14 protein-coding genes and 1 tRNA gene are annotated in these 20,692 nt (G+C 57.8%); 8 read left to right on the top strand and 7 right to left on the bottom strand.

The features are described from left to right. Nucleotides 1-8: 8 nt before the first annotated feature. Both BMY06_RS27415 and imuA read right to left on the bottom strand, forming a co-directional pair. Entirely contained in the window at nucleotides 9-1,670 is a 1,662-nt protein-coding gene (locus BMY06_RS27415) for a Y-family DNA polymerase (protein WP_341809592.1), read from the bottom strand. Continuing rightward, nucleotides 1,552-2,445 carry a translesion DNA synthesis-associated protein ImuA gene (gene imuA / locus BMY06_RS38205; RefSeq protein ID WP_124263057.1) on the bottom strand — a complete coding sequence of 298 codons (894 nt, stop codon included), beginning with the start codon at nucleotides 2,443-2,445 and terminating at the stop codon, nucleotides 1,552-1,554. The genes BMY06_RS27415 and imuA overlap by 119 nt, the downstream gene beginning before the upstream one ends. A gap of 319 nt (nucleotides 2,446-2,764) precedes the next feature. Here imuA and BMY06_RS27420 point away from each other — a divergent pair. Further along, a tRNA-Pro gene (locus tag BMY06_RS27420) sits at nucleotides 2,765-2,841 on the top strand. A gap of 960 nt (nucleotides 2,842-3,801) precedes the next feature. On the opposite strand, the gene BMY06_RS27425 is transcribed toward BMY06_RS27420, so the two are convergent. From BMY06_RS27425 to BMY06_RS27435, 3 genes are all read right to left on the bottom strand, one after another. Further along, nucleotides 3,802-4,923 (bottom strand): DUF3800 domain-containing protein, encoded by a 1,122-nt coding sequence (locus BMY06_RS27425; RefSeq protein WP_074986439.1) that lies wholly within the window; start codon nucleotides 4,921-4,923, stop codon nucleotides 3,802-3,804. Nucleotides 4,924-4,993: 70 nt separating this feature from the next. After that, complete coding sequence (locus tag BMY06_RS27430) at nucleotides 4,994-5,599, bottom strand: Rho GTPase-activating protein (protein WP_074986440.1); 606 nt, start codon at nucleotides 5,597-5,599, stop codon at nucleotides 4,994-4,996. A gap of 521 nt (nucleotides 5,600-6,120) precedes the next feature. Continuing rightward, the gene (locus BMY06_RS27435) at nucleotides 6,121-6,708 is read right to left on the bottom strand and encodes a recombinase family protein (RefSeq protein ID WP_074986442.1); all 588 of its coding nucleotides are present in this window, start codon (nucleotides 6,706-6,708) and stop codon (nucleotides 6,121-6,123) included. 427 nt (nucleotides 6,709-7,135) lie between these two features. Between BMY06_RS27435 and BMY06_RS27440 the strand changes: the two genes are divergently transcribed. Both BMY06_RS27440 and BMY06_RS27445 read left to right on the top strand, forming a co-directional pair. Next, nucleotides 7,136-8,299, top strand: a complete 1,164-nt coding sequence (locus tag BMY06_RS27440) for a DNA cytosine methyltransferase (protein WP_074986444.1) — start codon at nucleotides 7,136-7,138, stop codon at nucleotides 8,297-8,299. A gap of 23 nt (nucleotides 8,300-8,322) precedes the next feature. Next, nucleotides 8,323-10,020 carry an ATP-binding protein gene (locus BMY06_RS27445; RefSeq protein ID WP_074986446.1) on the top strand — a complete coding sequence of 566 codons (1,698 nt, stop codon included), beginning with the start codon at nucleotides 8,323-8,325 and terminating at the stop codon, nucleotides 10,018-10,020. Between the two features lie 29 nt (nucleotides 10,021-10,049). Here BMY06_RS27445 and BMY06_RS27450 read toward each other — a convergent pair whose 3' ends face one another. After that, entirely contained in the window at nucleotides 10,050-10,451 is a 402-nt protein-coding gene (locus BMY06_RS27450; RefSeq protein ID WP_074986449.1) for a very short patch repair endonuclease, read from the bottom strand. A gap of 673 nt (nucleotides 10,452-11,124) precedes the next feature. Here BMY06_RS27450 and BMY06_RS27455 point away from each other — a divergent pair. The 5 genes from BMY06_RS27455 (at nucleotide 11,125) to BMY06_RS27475 (ending at nucleotide 18,578) form a co-directional block, all read left to right on the top strand. Continuing rightward, nucleotides 11,125-11,562 (top strand): hypothetical protein, encoded by a 438-nt coding sequence (locus BMY06_RS27455; protein WP_124263058.1) that lies wholly within the window; start codon nucleotides 11,125-11,127, stop codon nucleotides 11,560-11,562. A 360-nt stretch (nucleotides 11,563-11,922) separates the two neighbouring features. After that, nucleotides 11,923-14,433, top strand: a complete 2,511-nt coding sequence (locus BMY06_RS27460; RefSeq protein ID WP_074986453.1) for a type VI secretion system Vgr family protein — start codon at nucleotides 11,923-11,925, stop codon at nucleotides 14,431-14,433. 73 nt (nucleotides 14,434-14,506) lie between these two features. Beyond that, nucleotides 14,507-17,485, top strand: a complete 2,979-nt coding sequence (locus BMY06_RS27465) for a glycoside hydrolase family 19 protein (protein WP_080180564.1) — start codon at nucleotides 14,507-14,509, stop codon at nucleotides 17,483-17,485. A gap of 53 nt (nucleotides 17,486-17,538) precedes the next feature. Then, the gene (locus BMY06_RS27470; protein WP_124263059.1) at nucleotides 17,539-18,267 is read left to right on the top strand and encodes a hypothetical protein; all 729 of its coding nucleotides are present in this window, start codon (nucleotides 17,539-17,541) and stop codon (nucleotides 18,265-18,267) included. 59 nt (nucleotides 18,268-18,326) lie between these two features. After that, nucleotides 18,327-18,578 (top strand): PAAR domain-containing protein, encoded by a 252-nt coding sequence (locus BMY06_RS27475; RefSeq protein ID WP_074986458.1) that lies wholly within the window; start codon nucleotides 18,327-18,329, stop codon nucleotides 18,576-18,578. A 262-nt stretch (nucleotides 18,579-18,840) separates the two neighbouring features. Here the strand turns inward: BMY06_RS27475 and tssF are convergent, their stop codons facing one another. Then, nucleotides 18,841-20,646: a type VI secretion system baseplate subunit TssF gene (gene tssF, locus BMY06_RS27480; protein ID WP_074986460.1), complete on the bottom strand. Its 1,806-nt coding sequence runs from the start codon at nucleotides 20,644-20,646 to the stop codon at nucleotides 18,841-18,843. Nucleotides 20,647-20,692: the final 46 nt, after the last annotated feature.

Consider the following 20,692-nt stretch of genomic DNA (forward strand, 5'->3'; position numbering starts at 1 on the left):
AAAAACCGCTAGCCGAACAGGCCTTGCAGATACCACTGGCCGCCGATGCGCTCGCGATACAGCCAGAACATGCGGCCCTGATCGTCGGCGGCGACGTAGTAGTCGCGCTCGACGCCCTCGCCGTCCCACCAGCCGGCCTCGATGCGCTCGGTGCGCGTGAGCGTCTTGAGCGGACGCCGATACACCGGCCGGTCGCCGCGCATCGCGAGCTTGAGCGGTTTTTCGAGCAGCCACGCCGGACGCGGCTGCGACGGCAGCGGCACCTCGGGCAGATCGAACGCACTCTGCGCCGGCGTGCTTTCCGGCGGCTCGCCGCTCGGCGCGCGCGCGCCCTTGCGGCCCTCGCGCGGCTTGCGCGGCGCCGCGCGGCGCGCGCTCGCCCGCCACGTGCGCGCCGACATGGCGTGCTCGGGCCGGTGATCGTCCTCGACGAAAAGTTGCAGCACGTTCTGCTCGCCCACGCGCGCGCCGATGCGCTCGAACAGTTGCGTGATCGACGCCTCCGACGCCTCGGGCATCGGGAACAGCGTGTCGGTGGGCGCGGCATATTCGCTGACCTGGTCGGCAACCAGCGCGAGCCCGATGACCGGCGCGATCAGCTCGGTCTGGTTGAGCTTCTCGCGCAGCAGCCAGAGCAGATGCTCGGGATCGCGCGACGGCGCGGCCCACGCAAGCGCGAGGCTCGACGTGCGCGGCGCGTGGCGCGACGCGAGCTCGTGTTCGAGGCGCAATTCGAAGCCGCTCAACGCGCCGTGCTGCGCGGCGAGCCAGCCCGCCAGCTGCATCACGAGACGGCGCGCGGCGAACAGCAGCGCCTCGGCGCTTTCCACGCGCGCCTGCAATTCGAGCGACGCATGAAACGACGGCGGCGCGGCGAACCAGACACGCGGATCGGGCGCCTCGCCGCGCGCCTGCGCGAGCCACGCGAGCACGCCGTCGCCGAAACGCCGCACGATGCCGTCGCGCGGCAGCCGCCGCAGATCGCCGAGCGTCGCGCAGCCGATCTGCGTGAGCGCCTGTTCGTGCTGCGCGGCGAACGGCGCGAGACCGACCGGCAGCGCGTCGAGCGCGCGCGCGAGCGTCGTTTCCTTGAGTACGTGCCAGCGCCGCGACGAGACCCGCGTGGCGCGCGCCTGCGCCAGCGTCCACGCACCCCACGCCGTGGGCGCGCAGGCGATGCGCGCGGCGTGCCCGCAGCTCGCGACCGTGGCCGACACCTTCGCGAGCAGCGCGCGCACGCCGCCGAACAGCCGCAGCCCCGAGCCGACTTCGAGCAACAAGGTATGCGACTGCGCGAACGACACCTTCGGCGTGTAGGCGAGCAACGCGAGCGCGAGCGCCTCGAACGCGCGCTGCTCGCGCGCCGCGTCGGCTTCGAGCAGCACGAGGCCCGGCGCGAGCGCCAGCGCATGCGCGCGCGTGGCGCCGGGCTGCACGCCGAGACGGAACGCGTCGAGATCGGCGATCAGGATGCGCGCGTGATCGGCGAGCGCATGGCAGCGCTCGGGCGGCGCGGCGGCTTCATCGTGCGGATGGGCGGGATCGGCGTGCTCAGCCCGCCTGTCCTGCGGCGGCAGTGACGACAGTGACGACGGTGGCGGCGGCGGCGGCGGCGGCGGCGGCGGCGGCGGCGCGGGCGGCAGGATCGGTTTGACGGCCTCCAGCGGCAACAACGGCAAGGTGACGGCGATCCACAGCATGATGATTGGCCCCGGGCCACGGCAGCGCCGACGCCTCGCCCGGCTGGGGCAACAGCGACGCCTGCAACGGCAAAGTAATGACGAGTGGCTGGGCGGGCGGCGGCCCGCGGCGTTTGAAGATATCGACGGACACGGCGGCGAGCTGCATCCAGGCGCGCCGGTTCAGACTCGCGTCCGCCTCGGGCGGCGGCACCGGCGTGCAGACCATGCGCAGCGGCGCCGGCGACGACTGGTTGCGCGCCGCAGGCGGCCGCATGAGAAACGCGAGCGCCTGCGAATCCTGCGCGGCGACCTGCAGACGCCGCAGGGTGTCGGCGCGCGCCTTCGGCTGCCAGAGCATCACGGCGCCGATGCCGTCCTGCTTGAGCGCCTGCTCGGCGGCCCAGGGCGCCTCGTGCTCGCTCGCGCGCACCCAGATCACGCGGTCGAGCGCGATGCCCCACGCCTTGAGCGCGCAGGCGTACGGCTGCCACGGCGGTGCGACCAGCAGCACATGACGGCCCGCCTGCGCCGTCAGCGCGCGCAGCGCGGGCGCGACGAGCCGCATCTCGCCGATGCCGCCCTGCTCGACCAGCAGCTCGGTCAGGCTGCCCGCGGGCCAGCCGGCGCCGGGCAACAGGGCGTCGAGCGCTGCGTGACCGCTCGACACCGTGCGCTCGCTCGCGTACGCGAGCTGATCGCCCTGCCAGACGCGGCTTTGCAGCCGCGACGGCAGATGCGCGGTGAGCTGAATCGCGGCGGCCATGCGTGCGCTCCGTTGCCGGGTTGCCCTGTCGATCGGGAATAGTTCGCCCTGCCCGGCAATGAAGGGGCATGGCGAAGGGAGTTGGGCGGGCGCATCGGGTGGCGCCGTAGTCCTGTATATTTATACAGTATTTCTGCGCGTTCCTGGAAGGGAGTTTTGGGTGGCCAAGGGGTGGCCCGGGGTGGCCAGGCCAAGACGCGACGCGGAATTTTGAGGGGCGGATGGCGTGCCGGGATCGTCGCAAAAGCATCGCCAGCAAAAACAGCGAGCAAACGGATTTGACGCCGCGGGTAGGAAGACGCTACAATCCGCGGCTCCTCGGAGCGTAGCGCAGCCTGGTAGCGCATCTGATTTGGGATCAGAGGGTCGTAGGTTCGAATCCTATCGCTCCGACCACGAAAAAAGCAGCAGGAACAAGGACTTACGATATCGCGTCGTAAGTCCTTTTCTTTTTCGGCTGCCCGATAGGCGGACCCGTTACCGCCGAGTTACCGGAAAATTACTCGAACGAAACCGGACATCAGCGCTCTTAGCCGAACTCCAGCGAAACTGGCACGCTCTAACTTGTACAGAAACATCTTTAGCGAATCGGCAAAACCATTCATGATGGGGCTGGCATTTTCGGTCGCTCAACCTGCGGCGTACGACGCGTTCAAGGTCGGCGGAGACTCAGACGAATCTGTCGGAGATGGCCTCGACCTCCGAATCAAAAGTGGACACCGGCGACGACGATTTATGCGCGCCTGTGGATGATGCCCCTAAGGGGATTCATGTCAATCGCAGCAGCGTGATTTGGCCGGTCACGACTACTCGTGACGATATAGCAGGAGAAAAGATGCAACCGGGTCGAAGAGGAATGTCGAACTGAGCCGCTCAACGCCACCAAACGAGAAATCGGAGTATGACGGATACAGTTGCCCCTCCCCCGACTGGCCCCCTGAGTTAAAGGCTGGATGTGGCAGACGCCACCTGCATGGGAAAGGTGCGGTCCGCACGTTGGCGGACCGCGGCAAAGCCCTTTTACACCTTAGATAGCAGAATTGACACCGGAACGGCAATCAACAACGCAACTATTGGGCCAAAGTGCGGCGCGAGAGTGGTTAAAACCATCCCGAACGCACTCAAGCGTAGGTGCAAAAGTGCCGGCGTCAAGGTTTGGCCTTTCATGGGCGTCTCCCTCACGTTGCGCCGGTCCCTTGGTGAGTCAGGTAGGCGCGTCCGGACTTTGCTGCCCTTTCCGCTTAAACATCTTCCAGTGCGACGGCGGCAGCAACCTGACTGGCCGGGACGAGGCATGCCTCGAATTGGTTGCGATTCTTAGACGAGCGCGTATTTAGTCACAGTCTTGAAAGCGCGTCAAGCGAGTCTCGCCGCACCATGAAGAGCGATGCGTGAAACAAACGCGGGCAAATTCGCTAACAGGTCAATTCCCTCGCGGGCGCGCCGAATCAGCTCTTCAAGCAACGACATTCCTGCAAGGTACTGGCCCGTAGACATGGCATGTTCGGGCGGAGGCGGAAATACACTCTGCCCAATGATCAGCGGAGCGATTGAGTCGTACAGCTTGCGCTCAAAGCCCTTCGACGCCCTTCCGGACTTCAGCGCGGCATTACAAGCGCCCGCCAGCACGTCTGCCAATTGCACACCCGGTTCCTCATGAGATTTAGCAAACGCGATGGGAGCTGCGAGATTGAAATTGAATCTGTGCGTTACACCCTGCAATTCGACGTTCAGCTTGTCGGTACGCCCGATCATGCTATCGAACGTATATTGCGAGTGTTGTAACGGCTGTGATTCGTCACAGACAGCGATAATCGAATCGCAATGCGGAGCCCAGTGGCACAACAGACTATACAGGCTAGTCCCGGACAACTCGAGCACCCATTGCCCGACAGCGTCGCTTTCGAGTATCGACAGTTCTTCACGAAGTGTCGACGCATTGAGCCTCGCAAATTCCGAGATGAGACGAATTGGCACCGCTGTTCTGTCAAGCTGACATTCGAATAGTGTCGGCAGCAATTCTGGTGAGCGAAGTCGAATCAGCTTGTCGAAGTCGATCGCAATTTCTTCTGCCGCTCGATGTTGAGCTGCCATCGCCATATACAAAACCTGTGCGACAAATTTATGAAATCCGAACTCGTAAAGAAGGTTGTTGTTTTCGGATAAGCAAGGCTCAAAAATATACTCGAAGAATTTGCATGCCAACGCGTATTTCTTATGATGCGCGGTAATTGCGATCCGCCCTTCAAAAGCGTTAAACAGATCGAGGATGGCCCGGCGTCCCGCTGAAAAGCTGGCGAGCTTTCCGAAGGAAAGCTCATCGCCTTGATACTTGCAAGCGCTGCGGATTTTTTCCACGGAGGCTCGTGCTTCGTCTCTCTCTGCAACGAGGGAAGCGTATGAAAAGAACGGTTGTTGATCAAGAAGCAGGTCGTTTCCCGTGTACCCCGATTCGTCAAAATAGATCGTCGTTGCCATTATTCAGAACGTCCTTCTTAGTGTCGGCGGCAACGTCAGCAGGCTGCAACCGCTAAGTCGATATATGTACCTACGCGAGCATCTTGGCCAGCGCGTCGTAGTTCAACTGGCGCGGAGCACTACTCAGATATTTTGCAGCACCATCCGTCATTGCGGCAAAATCGCACATGCGCTGGTGTTCCGCGTCCTTACGTGCTACGACCCGATCAAATTCCGAATCCGACTTGCGCATCTCCGTCAGAGTTGTCGCGTGTTGGGCCTGCAACTCCTTCCAGTAGGAGTAACTAGCCAGGCCTTTCTTTTCCACATAATCGAGAAGAATAAGGTCACCAGGAGGCTGCACATCGGGGTGCGACGTCTTATGCAGCGAAATATCGACCTTGCGGCCACAGAACTCGACCCAAGCATGGGACGACGCGCCGTCCCATGTCCCGTCGTTCACCCAACCGACCACGACGTCAACGTGAATGCTGTGCTCTCGTCGTAAATATTCTCGCAGGAAGAAAGACAGGAGATAGCAGCCCTCCGTGAAGTTGTATCGGTTCACGAATTTGTCGTAAAGGTCGCCAGCAACTTTAACTACGGTCCGTTCTTCGTCGTTCAAAGAATCGAGCCAAGTTCCACGACGGTTCTTCAAGGCCTGAATTTCGGCTTTACGACGCGCGGCTTCACCCATGGTTGCCTTGTAGCTAAGGTTACTCGTCGCTCGAATTGCCGCAGTCTTCGCAGTCTTCGTTGCTCGGCCCTTCATCCACGAGAACCTCGTGGTTTGCCACACAGTCTTCGCAAAGGACCATGGTCGGATAGGCCTCGCTGCTCTTCTCCGATGCGAGGTCACCCTGCACTTGATAGCTATTATTCATATTCGCTTGTCCAGGTAAGAAAGAAAACCAATATTAGAGTGCTGAGGGCGGTAAGTCGGCTGCAGACCCTCAAGGAAGGGCTTTTAACCGAAGTATGCGACACCAAACCGCGCTGCTCGTTGATATCAGGACAAGACTCGGAAATTTCAAGCACCGTGATAACCCTTATTGCAAAATCGACTTGTACACAGTAATCGCTCGCATAAGAATGGTAATCAAACGTCCGATACGCGACCGCGCCGATGGCGTGCGGGAACGCGGTAGACAACTGCGACCGCGCTTGTTGACTACCAGTGGCTCCGATTTCCACGATTGATTACCGGTCAGATCGTACTTACTCGGCGCACGCCCGCTTGACGGTCGCTGTACCGACGCCGAACTCTTCTGCGGTTTTGCTGATGGTCGCGCCATGCTCGGCCCGCCATGCCTTGATTGCTGCGTAGTCGTGGGATCGCGCGCGCCCCCTGTATTTCCCTTCCGCCTTCGCGATCGCCACGCCGCGACGCTGCATCTCCGCACGGTTGCGGTAATCCGCTTCCCCTTGCGCCGCCATGAACGCCAGCACGGCATCGCGCGTCGCTTTCTCGATGGGATCTTTGGCCTTTCCGTCAAACACCATGCCGTTAAGCGTGCATTCGACGCGAACACCGAGGTCCATGAGTCGACGCATGGTCCGGTGTAGCTCGTCGTAGCGGCGGCTGATGCGGTCGAGCCAGCGCACGATGAGCACGCCGCCGTGCCGCAGATCGTGTTCGGCTTTGCGCCACTGTTCCCGCGCGTCAGGAGCGACGTGGTAGCCGCTCACGCCCTCGTCAATAAAAACGTCCTTGTCCAGCACCCCGTGAGCTTTGGCGTCGTCGTACTGGCTCGCTGCGGACTGGCCGTCCGTGGTCGAGATACGCCCGTAGTAGAGTTTGCGCATGGTTTTATGTGGATCATTTGAATATATAGATCAATTATAGCATAGCTCAAATTGACGGTTGATCCTGATGAGCCATCTGCCAGCCCATGGATGGCTAGCTCAATACGGTATGCCCAAATGAGCCGGAGACGTTCAGCCGAAGCATAATCGACGGCGTGGCGCATCCACAGCTTGCCCCGCGTTTGATGGCGCCTATTGCTAAGGCGTATCGGTTCCCCATCCAACAATACTCAAGCTCGGAAGTTGAGAAACCAAATTGCGATGCCTGACCGCAATAGGAAATTACCGATGCAGCGCCGAGAACGGTGCGGTATCTGTCGCCGTTAGAAGTCGACAGATTGTATTTTTTCTGTTAGCCTGCGACCGCTACAGGCGGGCGGAGCGCAGCTTCCTCTATGCGGCGAGAATATTTTCTAATAGACAACGAATGAATAACACGAAGCCTTCCGTTATAGATTTGTTTTGCGGCTGCGGCGGCTTTTCGCTTGGGGCAGAATTGGCAGGATTTCGATCTCTCGTAGCGATCGATATTGAGCCAACGCTGCAATCCAGTTTTGGAAAGAATTTCCCCTCCTCGAAGCCTGTACAGGCTGATGTTTCAGACATTAATCGAGCTGACTGGAGTCTGCTCATAGGCGATAAGCGGCCGGACGGGATAATAGGCGGTCCGCCTTGCCAAGGATTCAGCCGAATTGGCAAGCGGAGCAAAGACGACCCGAGAAATACGCTTATTCATCATTTTTACCGCCACGTCAATCTGTTGCAGCCCAAATTCTTCGTAATGGAGAACGTGGAGGGGTTGTTGGACGAAGACAATATCGGGGTTCTAGAGGCCGCAATCGGTACCGTGTCGCATAGATACACCGTTTTGGGTCCATTCGTAGTAAATGCCGCTGATTTTGGAGCAGCAACAAATCGTCGTAGAACACTTGTAGTTGGGTACGACCCGAACGAGTTAGCACTTGAGCAACGTCTTTTTGACCAAGTGGCGGTCGAAATAAGGGCTACCGTCCGAGATGCGATTAGCGATCTTCCGTCTCCGGTACCTCGCAATCCTCGGGATAAGAGTGATTTCGGCTGGGCGAATTACAAAATTAACTCCATCGCGACATCGGAATATGCGCGGAGTCTCCGCGAGCTACCTCCGGACGGTCTAGGTTGGTCATCTGCAATAGAGCACCTGTCATCGGGAACGGTGTCGGGGATGTTTCAAACATGCCATACGCCAACTGTGCAAAATCGGTATCGGTCAATACCAAACGGAACCAGCGACCCGATCAGCAAGTCGTACCGCCTCAGTTGGAATGGGCAATGTCCGACCATTCGTGCTGGTACCGGTTCGGAAAAGGGTGCGTTTCAAGCTGTGCGTCCGCTTCATCCGTCGGAACCGCGTGTTATTACCGTCCGAGAAGCAGCGCGAATGCAAGCTTTCCCGGATTGGTTCATTTTTCACCCTACTGTATGGCATAGTTTTCGAATGATTGGGAACAGCGTCTCTCCGAGTGTCTCCTTTGGGGTTTTGTCGGCTATATTTAAGAATCTAGGTCACGATGAAATAACGAGAGATCAATTGAAACGCAGGGCCGCATAAACCAGTAATCCGGGGAGCTGAGCATGGCAACAAAAAAATCTACGGCGTTCGAGATCGACACAACGCCCAGCAAGCAAGTAATTGTGGAGAGTCTGACTCGAGATATATCAATTGATGCATGTGTATTCGATTTGATAGACAACGCAGTAGACGCAGCAAGAAATTCAATTTTTGCTAAAAAAAAAGATAGCAGTAAGGGCCCCGAACTTCCCATCTCGTACAAAGGCTATGAGATAAAAATACAGTTCGGTGCCGACGCATTTTCTATCCAGGACAATTGCGGCGGGATTTCCATCGCAGACCTCAAGACGTCAGTCCTTCGGTTTGGCGAACGCTCGACCCATCAGCTTGGCATTGGGGTTTTCGGAGTTGGGTTGAATCGGGCGCTGTTTAAGATCGGTCGTACGAGTAACATCGTCACCGACACGGGCACCCAACGTTCGGAACTTAGTCTGGATACGGAAAGATATCTCCAAGCAGTCGGCTGGGCACTTCCTGCCGTTGAGGCTCCGACCACGGGCAAAGCAAGCACTATCATAAAGATCGGCGGGCTATCAACAGAGACTGCTCGACGATTTGCTGACAAAAACGAGATCGAGAAATTCGGAAGTGAGATCGGACGAATCTACAGCCGCTTCATCGAAAAAGGCCTGAGGATTCTCGTCAATCGGAAGGTGGTCGAATCCCACGCGATTGAGATTCGTGAAAATGGCCCGTACGCCCCCGACAGAAAATTATATAAAACAGAGGACGGGATTTCTATATTCCTTCACGCAGGCCAACATTCGAAACATCGTTTCGTCGCCGAGCCAGACTACGACAAGGAAACCAACAGTCAAATTACCGATGAATTTGGCTGGACAATCTTTTGTAATGATCGCGCGGTGGTGAGTCACGATCGATCTGCGAAAACTGGCTGGTTTGCAAAATTTCACAGTGAGTTCTACGGTTTCGTTGGTGAAGTTAATTTTGTAGGCGACCCAGCAAAACTCCCATGGACCACAACGAAAGAAGATGTCGACCTTAATAATCGAGCCTATCAAACTGCCCTTGATGATATGCGTCGTTTTGCGGAAAACTGGCGAAGCAACGCGACGGACGCAAAAAAGAAGAAAAAGCAACATATCTCACTGAATCCGCCTCCGTCGCCACCGAAAGGTCGACCAGCAAAAAAAGAATTGCCGGTCAGTAACCCAAAGCCCACCATTAAGAGAAAGGTGGTCGAGAAAGTCGATCACCATCAAATTGCAACAATTTTACCCGCCGACATCGACGAAAAGCACTGCAATGATAAGCATCTTGCACTGGTGCACGAAGCCAAGCAATTAGTGCTTGGAAATTTCGTTTATTCCGGTCTTGTGTTGATGAGAATATTGTTTGAGACGACTGTCGTTACCTATTTGATTCGCCACAGTGCTTTTGACGCCTTTAGTGAAACTATTAAAAAGGAACGCGAAAAGGACAAAAAAACTAACGCACCGACGGGAAATTCGAGTATTCTTCCGAGTTTGGATGAGGCACTCACTTATCTAGCCAAGAATCCGGACATCTTCGGGGCGGGCAAAGACCAGTATTTGAAGCACAGCCTAACAAGAATGCAACATCACAAGAAGATGCTCAATAGTGCCGCGCATAATGCTTATCAACCGATTAATAGGTCAGAGGCTCTTCAGATACGTGATGAAATTCTCCCTATTCTGCGTCACCTCATAGAAAACTAACGCAAGTGGTCGGAGCCGCGTCATTTCGCCTACAGCAGGAATGCCTCGATCTTTGATCGAAGCGCCGACAAATCTCCGACCTCGCACTGCCATATCACTAAAACGCGCCAGCCAGCGAGTTTGAGCTCTCGAATCACTCTCACATCACGCTCCACGTTGGTCTGTAGTTTCGGCTGCCAGAAGTCCAGTTTAGATTTTGGCAGCTGCCCTTTCTTGCATCCGTGCGCGTGCCAAAAGCAACCATGGACAAAAATCACCTTTTTACTTCGCCGAAATACAATATCTGGGCTACCCGGCAAATCTTTCGCATGTAAGCGATAGCGAAAACCTAGCGAATAGATGAATTTTCTCACGCGTAACTCTACCTCTGTATCTTTAGAGTGTACCCGTCGCATCATTTCGCTTCGCCGACTTGGAGAAACTCTGTCCATCCGCCATCTCCGAAGTTGCTTGCCGCCTGAAAGATTTGCGGCACTCTCCGATAGCCAGCACGCTTTACGCAAACTTGCTGGCACGCGTATTGGTGCAATCTAGGTCGATGCATCGTGCCGAATGCAGCGACACCGAGTCTGCAAAGTGTATCTCTCTCGGAGACGGCTAGTCGGCCTGTCTAGCCAACATGCGATAGCGCCTTGGTGAGAATGGCGAAGATGATGCCGTCGAAGACGGCGATCTGCTGCCGCAATACGCCTGCATTCATGCGCCGCGGGGAGTCACTTTGTGACGTACCAAAGGGCGCTTGTTCCGAAGTAGGCTACTTATGGCTTAGGTGCCGGTGTCTGGCTGGCGTCTGTCTTTGTTATTCTCCACGTACGGCCCTCGAAAAGCTGCGGTCTCGTGAGTTCTTCAATAGTCGGCGCTCTCATCCGACTCCCAGAGACGGATTTTATCGAAAAATGGAGGCGCAGAATTGTTTCCCGCGATGTAGATTATATAATTCCTGAGCGTGTCCCATGCATATCCGGCGCTCAGGCTGGCTTATCAGTAAGCGCATCGCTGAGCCCGCTGATCACATTAGCCAAAAACGGTGGATACAATATCTCCCTCCTTTCCGTTCCGGTATTCCCCATGACAAAGCGGCGGTCACAGAAGTTCCGGCGACCGATGACTCGCGAGATGCTTTTGCCGATCGCGCCATCAGTGGCGCGGCGCAGATCAATCGAACATCACATGGCCTGCCGTCAACTAGCAAGCGGAAACGGCAGCCCAACGGGTTTTGCGCAGCTGTTCGAGGCAATCTATTGTACCTATTTCGTTCACTTCGCGACCGAAGGCCGCTACGGACTCGAAATGTTCCGGGAAGCGGAAAGGGAACTGGGCGAATGCTACACACGAGCGAAGGCAGAAGGGAGATTTGACACGGTGCCCGGCGGCATGGCGGCAATCCAGAAGGTCCTCCTGCTGCGCGATGAGCAATTTCGGACGGTTCCGTCCCATTTTCTCGACGCTGCACAGGAACGATTCCTCAGATACGTAAGAAGCGACGGCGACGATTCGCCGATTGTGTCGGAACCCGATTGCGAAAATTCGCCGTCACTCTGACGTGTGGATTATCTATAGAGATCATGACTTGAAATAGCCCGCTGCTCACGACAAGACGCAAAATGGATTCGTCGATATCCCGGTTCGCACAGGACGGTTGAACCCGGAATAAATGCTGCGTGCATAAAACGGCTATGCCGATGATATGCCTGTTGAAAATCACGATCATCCTGGAGTCATGCGGCATTGATTTTGATATTATTTCCGCGCTATCAGGCGGGATTTTTCTGGCTTGACTTTTTTACCGATTGGAAAATTTTCCGGTCAAAATTTCCTTTTTCATCGAATAAAACGCGCGGTTCCAGCCATTGGGTATTTGCTGCGGCCGGGCACGTGATTCAAGCTCGAACGGGGTAACGCATGGCTTCCCAGGCACTGGACAAGGCGTTGAGCATCGGTTACGCCCAAGCCGACCGTCTCGCCAGACTCGACACGCCACTTGGTGACGACTGGCTGGTTCCGTTGTACGTCAGGATCAACGCCCGGCTCGGGCGCAATTTCGAGGTGACCGTCGATGCAGCGTCAACCCGCGATACGCAGATCAAGCTCAATGCCCTGATGCTGCAGCCCATCACGCTCTGGATCAGACAGACGGATGGTAACTATCTGCCAATCCACGGCTATGTGCAGCGGGCAAGAAGAATCGGCAGCGATGGCGGCATCGCCTATTTTCAGCTCCAGTTTTCGTCTTTCCTGAGTTTTCTCAAGCTCGGCAGTGACCGGCGCGACTGGCAGGAAGTCACCGCCCAGCAGGCAATGTCCGATGTGCTTGACAAGCATCCTCAGGCGCACGGCCACTACACGTTTGATCTGCGCTCATCGACCCGCACGTATTCGAATCGTGTGCAGTGGGAGTCGGACTGGAACTATGTCCAGCGGAGCATGGAGGAAATCGGTGTATTTCCGCGCTTCGACTTCGCGAAGGACGGCAAGTCGCACACGGTGGTCATTTTCGACGACCTGTACTTTGGGCCGCAGTTGCCCCAGCAGGAACTGAAATTCAGTCGCGCCGGGACCGGCGAGGAGTTTGACGGGCTGACGCAGCTGAGCGAGCAGCAGGAGGCACAAAGCGCCACACTCACGACGGCCACCGCCGACTACAAGCGGCCCGATCTGGACAGGCAGGTCAGCACGCCTGCGCTGAACACGGACGAGCTGCCCGCGCAGGGCGAAGACTATCTCTACACCGGTTCGCAGAGCTGGGGCGAGCGCGACCTGGGCGAGCAGCAGGCGCGCATCCGCACGGAGCAATGGGCGTCGCGTGCAAAGCGTTATTTCGCAGTGGGCAGTCCCCGCTACGCATTGCCCGGATACTGGTTCACGCTCAGCGGCCATCCCGAATTCGACACCCTGCCCGAGCACGACCGGGAACTCTCGATCATCGCCAGCGACTGGCTGATCCAGAACAACGTGCCGGGCATCGATACGCTCGCGCGCTTCCCGAAAAGTCTGCGCGCGGAGGTCGAGCAGGCAAAGAGCACCGGGAGCGGCGCGGGCGTAAGCCACCCGGACGGCAGTGTCGGTTTCATTCAGGTGGAGATCGAGGCGCAACGCCGCCGCGTGCCGTTCCGCAGCCCGTTCGAGCACCTCAAGCCCGAAATGCACGTCCAGACAGGGATCGTCGGTACGGCTGAAAATGATGAAATCACGACCGACGATGGAAACCGCGTGAAGGTGTGGATGACATACAGCCGCAAGGACCGCAACGAGAAGGCGTCGGCGTGGATTCGCGCCGCGATGCCGGACGCGGGCGCGAAGCGCGGCGGCTACTTTCCGCTGCGCAAGGGCGATCAGGTCCTCATCGCATTCGTGAACGGGGATTGTGACATGCCCGTAATCATATCGAGGCTGCACGGCGGCGAGACGATGCCGGTGTGGAATACGAACGGGCTGCTCTCCGGTTTCCGCTCGCGCGAATACGGCGGCGACGGCTTCAACCAGCTGGTGCTGGACGACGCCAGCGGGCAGAACAGAGTCCATTTGTATACAACCAGTTACGGGTCCCACCTCCACCTGGGGTATCTCATCGACCATTCCGACAACACGCGCGGCGCGTTCCTCGGACGTGGTTTCGATCTGAAGTCCGGCGCTTACGGTGCGGTGCGTGCCGAACAGGGTCTGTATGTCTCGACGCAGCCCGCGAGCGCGCAGCCGATGAACGTGACCGCGGCGACGGCGCAGCTTGCGGGCGCGGAGGCCGTGCTCGACACCGTGTCGAAGGCGAGCGAAACGAACCAGGCCGAGAGCCTGCAGGATGGGCACGACGCGCTCAAGGCGTTCACCGACGCAACCCAGCAATCGGTTGCAGGCACAACAGCCAACGGCGGGCGCACGGCAGGCGGTGGCACGGGCAACGCGAACGGTTTCGCGAAACCGGTGATGCTGCTGTCGAGCCCGGAGGGCATTGCGACGTCAACCCAGCAGTCGGCGCACATTGCCGCGAACAAGCACGTGAATGTGGTTGCGGGCGACACCGTCAACATCGGCGCGGGGAAATCGCTGCTGGCGAGCGTGATGGACAGGATCAGCCTGTTCGCGCAGAACCTCGGGATCAAGGTATTTGCGGCAAAGGGGCCAGTCGCCATCCAGGCGCAGAACGGGCCGGTGACGATGGCGGGGCTTCAGGATGTGACGGTTGAAAGCTCGGGTGGCCGGGTGGTCATCACGGCGTCAAAGGAAGTCTGGATTGGCGCGGGCGGCTCGTACATCAGCATCAAGTCGGGGCTGATCGAGAACGTGACGACGGGGCAGATTCTGGAGAAGTGCGCGGACTGGGAGAAGCCAGGCGGCGGAAGCGGGACGGCCCTCAATCCGCTGAAGTCGAGTCCGGTTTCGACGGACGGCGGGCGCGGCTCGCTGTTCTCCGGCTAGGCAGCCAGCCGTCAGGTTTCTGAACGATTCCCTATATTACGCGCAGCAGGAACAACAGGAGAGTCTGGACCCCATGAGCACGCAGCATCCCGCACATCCTTCGCAGCAACCCGCCACGACAGCGCCCACCGCATCATCGACTTCAGCCCCGGCCTATATCCCGCTGAAATGGGCATTCCCGTTCTCTCCGGTGGACAGCAAGGCGGATGCCACCGACCCGATGACGTACATGAAGGCGCTGGCGCAGGCGGAAGACGGCTTCTATCCACTTGGCGCAAGCGGGATGTGGCATGGTGGGGTGCACTTCGACGGGAACAGCGCCCAGATGCTCAAGCAGGATGAGGGCGTGCGGGCCATTGCGGACGGTGAAGTGGTTGCATACCGCATGGACAGCAAGTATCCCGAACAGGCGTATCAGGATGGCCGCCACGCCCTCTATTCGACGGGCTTTGTGCTGGTCCGTCACAAGCTGCAACTGCCGCCGGTCCCGCCGAAACCGGCTGCGTCCAGCCAGCCTGCCCCGGACTCCCATGCCGCTTCCGGCGCACAATCCGCGCCCGCGGCGCACCCGGCACCGTCTACATCTGCTGCCGCGAGCACGAACGCATCGTCCAAGCCGTCCCCCGACGAAACGCTGACCTTTTTCAGCCTGTACATGCATCTGACAGACTGGAGCAGCTATCAGGCAGCCATGAAGCAGGCGGCGAACTCAACAGGAGATACGGCCAGACTGAACATGGAGCCGATGCCGTACTGGGAAGGCGACCGCTACTACCGCGTCGGCGACAGGGCAAAGGACCCACAGGACGTACCGAAGCCCAAAGCCTCACCGGCCCTGCCGACGGGAACGGCGGCTTCTGACCCGCTTGGCGAATTCATCGATGCGGGTTTTATCGTGAAGAAGGATCTGCCTGCGCCGCAACCGGTTGACGACACACCACTTCCACCGCCTGTGAAGGGCATTCGCATTCGTGCGACGGCGAACGGCAAGATCATCGGCATTTTGCCCACGGGCTCTGAGCTGACGGTTTCGGAGTCGGACCAGAAGAATCCCGGCTGGTGGAAAATCAGCGCGCTCAAAAGTGGGCAGCCGGTCGGGCCGGAGGTGGGCAAGCCTGCCAGTGAACACGCCAGATGGGGCTGGGTGTATGTGAAGGAACTTGATCCTGTCGTCGATCCCAGGCCACTCGACACCGTGGTCGTCCTCAAGACCCCCTACCCGGTCAAGGCCGGTGACGTGGTGGGCGAGCCGGGGCACTATCTGCGCTACACGGACGCGAAAATCCTACCGGCGAAGCCGACGCGTTCGCTGCTGCATCTCGAAGTATTCGCGGGACCGGAACTGAAGGCCTTCATCGATAAAAGCCGGGCGCGCGCAAAAGACCTACCGGCCGCAAAGACTTTCCTTGAGATTTCTCCGGGTGCGCTGCTCGTCACGGACATCCCCGATCCGGACCAGACGCTGCCGCAAAGTCAGGGCGGCCTGAAGCTGGTGCCGGTTGGTAACACGCAGGGTTCGCGCTGGGTCAAGGTTCAGCCGAAGACGGTGACGGCTGCGGCCCAGAGTAGCCATAGCGCCCATGGCGCACACCATGCCCACAGTCCGACGCTGACAAGCGTCGGCTCTCCAGTATGGGTGGAGGCCAGACTCGCGAATACGACGACGACCGAGGTCGTGAAAGGATGGGCAAATTTCCCGGTGAGCTTTTCCAGGGCGAAGGGGCCGGGTGCGGATTTTCGGGATGTTTTCCGGCGCGTGGACCTCGACAGGCTCGGCGCTGAAAACATTGCCGTTGATGACAAGGGCCATCACTGGTGGAACATCACGATCGGCGCAAAAGACGGCTCAACCCGGCAGGGCTGGGTATGCGAGGATAACCACCCTCTCACGCGGATGTGCGGGCCATGGGACTGGCCGGGATTTGAACTGGTCGACAACAGCGGCTTCAAGCCGGTCGACATGCTCAAGCGGTACATCCACGCAACGGACCAGTATCTCCCCGGCGAGGACAAGTCAGAATTCGAACCCAGCGCGATGAGCGTGAACGCTGGGGAGCTGATCGTGAAGCTGGAGAAGGCGATTGACGCGAATCACGACGGCAAGGTGACGGCGCAGGAACTGAAGCACGCGCAGGAAACGCCGTGGATGGCCGAAGCGATCTCACATCTGGTGGCGCGCAACGAGAGCGAATGGGGCGGCGGTCTGGGCAAGTGGGAAGCACTCTCACCGTTGATGAAGAAGCTCCTGTGGTTGTGGCAGGCCGAGATCGAGCGGATCGGCAAGCTGCAATGGTGGGAACAGGCCGCGGGGATTGAAGGTTTCCCGAAAGAACCGACGCCGTGGCACTTCCATCCGGTTGGGCTGGTGGGGAATTTCTCGGAGTCCGATTGCTGCGCAATTACGGTCGACTTGCTGGAGAAGGTACTGGGTAAATCCGGAGATTGGTTCACAGGAAAAGGCGGGACGGCATCTTTCGTACTTCATTTTCCGGAAAAATATCCCGGCATCTACAAATTCGACAAATACAGATTTGTTTCGCTGCTCAATGAAAAAATGACCAAATATGGCATCATCACGTGCTATCAAAAGGCGCATTTTCTTGCGCAGTGTTTTCATGAGTCTGCAAGATTCGAAACGACCATCGAGTTTGCTTCCGGGGAGGGCTACAATCCTGGGGTGCACAAGGATGCCATTAAAAACGGCAATACAGTCATGGGTGACGGGCCTAAGTACAAGGGCAAAGGCTTGATTCAGTTGACGTGGAAAAACACGTATAAGGCATACTCTGACTATAGAGGAATAGATTTCGTTTCAAATCCCGATCTGGTCGCTTCGAACATGGAGAATGCAATCGATGCGTCTTGCTGGTTCTGGCGTCACAAAGGAGGTATCCAGAAAAAATATGACGCGAATGGTGACATCAACGTTCTCATCGATCACGAAAAAAATAACGTTACGATGGTTACCCTTGCTGTTAATGGCGGAGACAACGGCTTGAAAGAGCGCCAAGCTCTCTTCGATAGAATCAAGAAAGAATGGGGGTTAGCTTGAGATTAACGGGTACGAATTGGCTACTGAACCGCAGTCTAGTCCTTGCGGTTGTCGTGACGGCGATCGCGGTTTCTCATGCCGAAGCCGGGGAGGCTTCTCTCTTGGTCGATGCAACCGGAGCCATACGCTTTTGCAACGAAAAATCCAATTGCAGAAGCGTTGTGCCTACAGGTGAATTGAAGAAGGCCATCGACGACGGCTACGAGCATGTCTCTGTCGTAGATATTTATAAGAATGGCAACCAGCAGATCGTGGCAACAAGCGAAGGTGCTAACGAATGCTCGAAATTTTTCTCGTTCGATCCGACAACGTTCAAATTTTCCGTGCTTAAGTTCTCGGATCGAGATATATGCAATTACCAGATTGCCAGAAATCATCTGATTAGCTCATATAAACTTGACTCAAAGCAATATGAAGATGTTTACGAGCTTAAGGATGGGACCTTCCAGCTCGCTCTGCGCGATGGTTGCGTGGGGTGCGATCAGATAACACGCTCGATTTATAAGGATGGCAAACTGTCTGAGACGCTACTGGTTACCAATCAAGCGAGCTACACACAGCGCCAGCCGGTGACAACTTCGGTGACGACTGATAAGGCATGGTTATACGCCGATCACCAAGATTCCGCCAGGACAAAAATGTATCTGCTTAAGGGAGACAAGGTTCAACTCATAGAATTCGACGACTCAAACGGCCTTTGGTATTTTGTCAAATATCTTTCAAAGGAACATGGAGCGATCTCGAAGTGGATCAAGTGCGAAGACCTAACCATATGCAAGTAAAGTACGCGCATCCGGAAGCGGGTCAGGAGGCTGACGATTGATGGCTCAAATATTTTATTATGATCAATCTCATTCGCGTCGGTGACGACACCGACCATGGTGGCAAGGTCGAAACCGGATCAACGAGCATGCGCTTCGAGGGGCGCTATGTCGCGCGCAAGGGAGACCGGGTCTCCTGCCCTCGCCATCCCGAGGTGTCTCCGAACGTCATTGAGGAAGGCGATCCGACGATGATGGATAACGGTATTCCGATTGCCCGGCACGGGCACCGGGCGACGTGCGGCTGCCATCTGATATCGAGCCTGATCTGATTCGGCTTACGGTGACGGCAAGCGTCCCATCGTGACGATCGCCCATCCAGACTCAACGAGGATAAAAAGACCGCCACACTCCAGGCGGAGGGCAGCGGTTTGAGTCTCAGCGGATAATTGCTATCTCCGCGAGAGGAGGACCGGATGCAAGCTCTGGAAGCAAGCATCGTGGCTAACACTAACGAAATCGTGTGGCAAAGTATACAAGCGGACGCATTCACTTACTGACCAATTCTTACCTGCCGTAGAAGTAATTTGCCCCTTAAAGCAGGGGCAGCTTTCCGGCACGAAACGCGCAACGCCGGATTACCGAGCCGTTCGACTTCGACAGTACGACGAGTTGCGTGAAGCTCGTCGCTGGCACATAGCGCGCGAAATATCGGTCGATGACGCCGATGAAGGCAGCCATGCTGTGCTCGGCGAACGCGTGCTCGTCGAGTGAGAGCGTGATTTCCAGCCCCGATACGATTGACGAATTCGGCTTGCCGGGAAACATCTGCTGCAACCTTCTTTTGCCCACAAACGACACCGCATCAACGTGTTGCGCCTGTACATCGGGCGGCGTGCATTGCCGCAGAATCCGTCTGAGTTGCGCCCACCCTTCGCGACCGAGCTGGGTCGGGTTCGGCGTCGTCAACGCAACAATACGCATGCGGGCGTCTTCAGTGTTCTCTGGACGGAACGTATGCGTGGGCCGCGACAGCAGCGTGACCCGATTTGCGATGGCGCCCTTCTCGTTGCGCAGGTCCCCAGTCGGGGAGCCGATTTCCAGTTGCACTGGCAGATCGCGGTTGGTGCATGTCACGTCAATCTGGATTTGCTCGGGCCACTGCTCCACGGTTTTTCCATTACCCTGTAGCAGAATCAGCGACGTTTCGTGACCGGGCCGGTTACGGGCCTGATAGTCATCACGGCGCTTCAGCCAGTAGGTCCCCCGGGTGCCGGGTTTCGTTGCATGGGCGAGTGCGTTGTAAGGTGGAATCACCTGACTGCCCGTTGCTTCCCGCACGCCGTTGATTGCGTAGATTTCGTGGATCGATGGTTTTTGCGGTACCGGCACGACCGGATACATGACCGGAAGCTCCTGCCGTCGGGCCGTCACATCCACCTGTTCGAACAGGTTGACGACCGGTGTGCAGAAAAGCCGGAAATGATGCCGCGACAGACCGGAGAGAGATTGCGCCGTACGGCTGTCCGGATGCAAACCCGTTGTAATGTGTAGCGTGATGCGCCGAGCATGGCTCATGCGGCTGGCGCGCAGCAGCGCGTTTGCGTCGATGTCGACAAAATCGAATTTCTGTGGGAAGGCCGCGTATTCAAGCAATGGCCATACGAACGAACCGGGAGCGCCGCCGACGGGCAGTAGTGTCTCTTCGTGACCGAAACCTGCCGCTGCCAGCGGGAGTCGATCCAGCGGCGTCCAGCGCCCTGAGTCATCGGCTTCGACGAAAGCCTGCAGGGTTCGCAACAAGAATGTGTCGCCGATCGCTGCGACGGTTTGAGGCTCTCCGGCCAGATAAACGCGGATCATGTCCGGCATGGCGGTTCTGAGCGCCACTCCCGCGTCTGATGGTTCGAACGTGATCGACACAATGAGGGTCGTGCCCGGATGCAGACTGGTGTGACCTGGTGCTACCGTACCGGGAGACAAGCGCGCATCGGTGATACGCAAGGGCGCAACCGTTACGTCGTACACCGTGCGAAAGCGCAGTTCGCCGTTCGGACTTGTCAGTTGCGTGCCGCGCCTGAAGACTAACGGCGCGGCTGGGGACTCGACACATTCGACGCATGCGATCGAACTGGCGGGAAATGGACGCAGGTAGTGCGGATGCAGCACATCCAGCAGGGCTTCCGAGAACTTTGGTGCGCCATTCTCCAGTTCCACGCGTGCGCGGGCGGCGAGTAGCGCGAACGCCTGCGTGAGCCGCTGCACATGCATGTCTTCGGCATCATTGCCGGAGATGCCCAGCCGCACGGCGGCCCGGGGATACCTTTGGGCGAATCTGTCCAGCTGCTCGCCCAGCAGGCCGAGTTCCTGTTCATAGTAGCTGCGCAGGTTTTCGAGCATAGATGGTGCGGCGTGATCCACGCAGTTCATTGGTACCGGTCATGAT

It is taken from the genome of Paraburkholderia tropica, assembly GCF_900109265.1.
In the GTDB taxonomy this organism is placed as follows: Bacteria; Pseudomonadota; Gammaproteobacteria; order Burkholderiales; family Burkholderiaceae; genus Paraburkholderia; species Paraburkholderia tropica.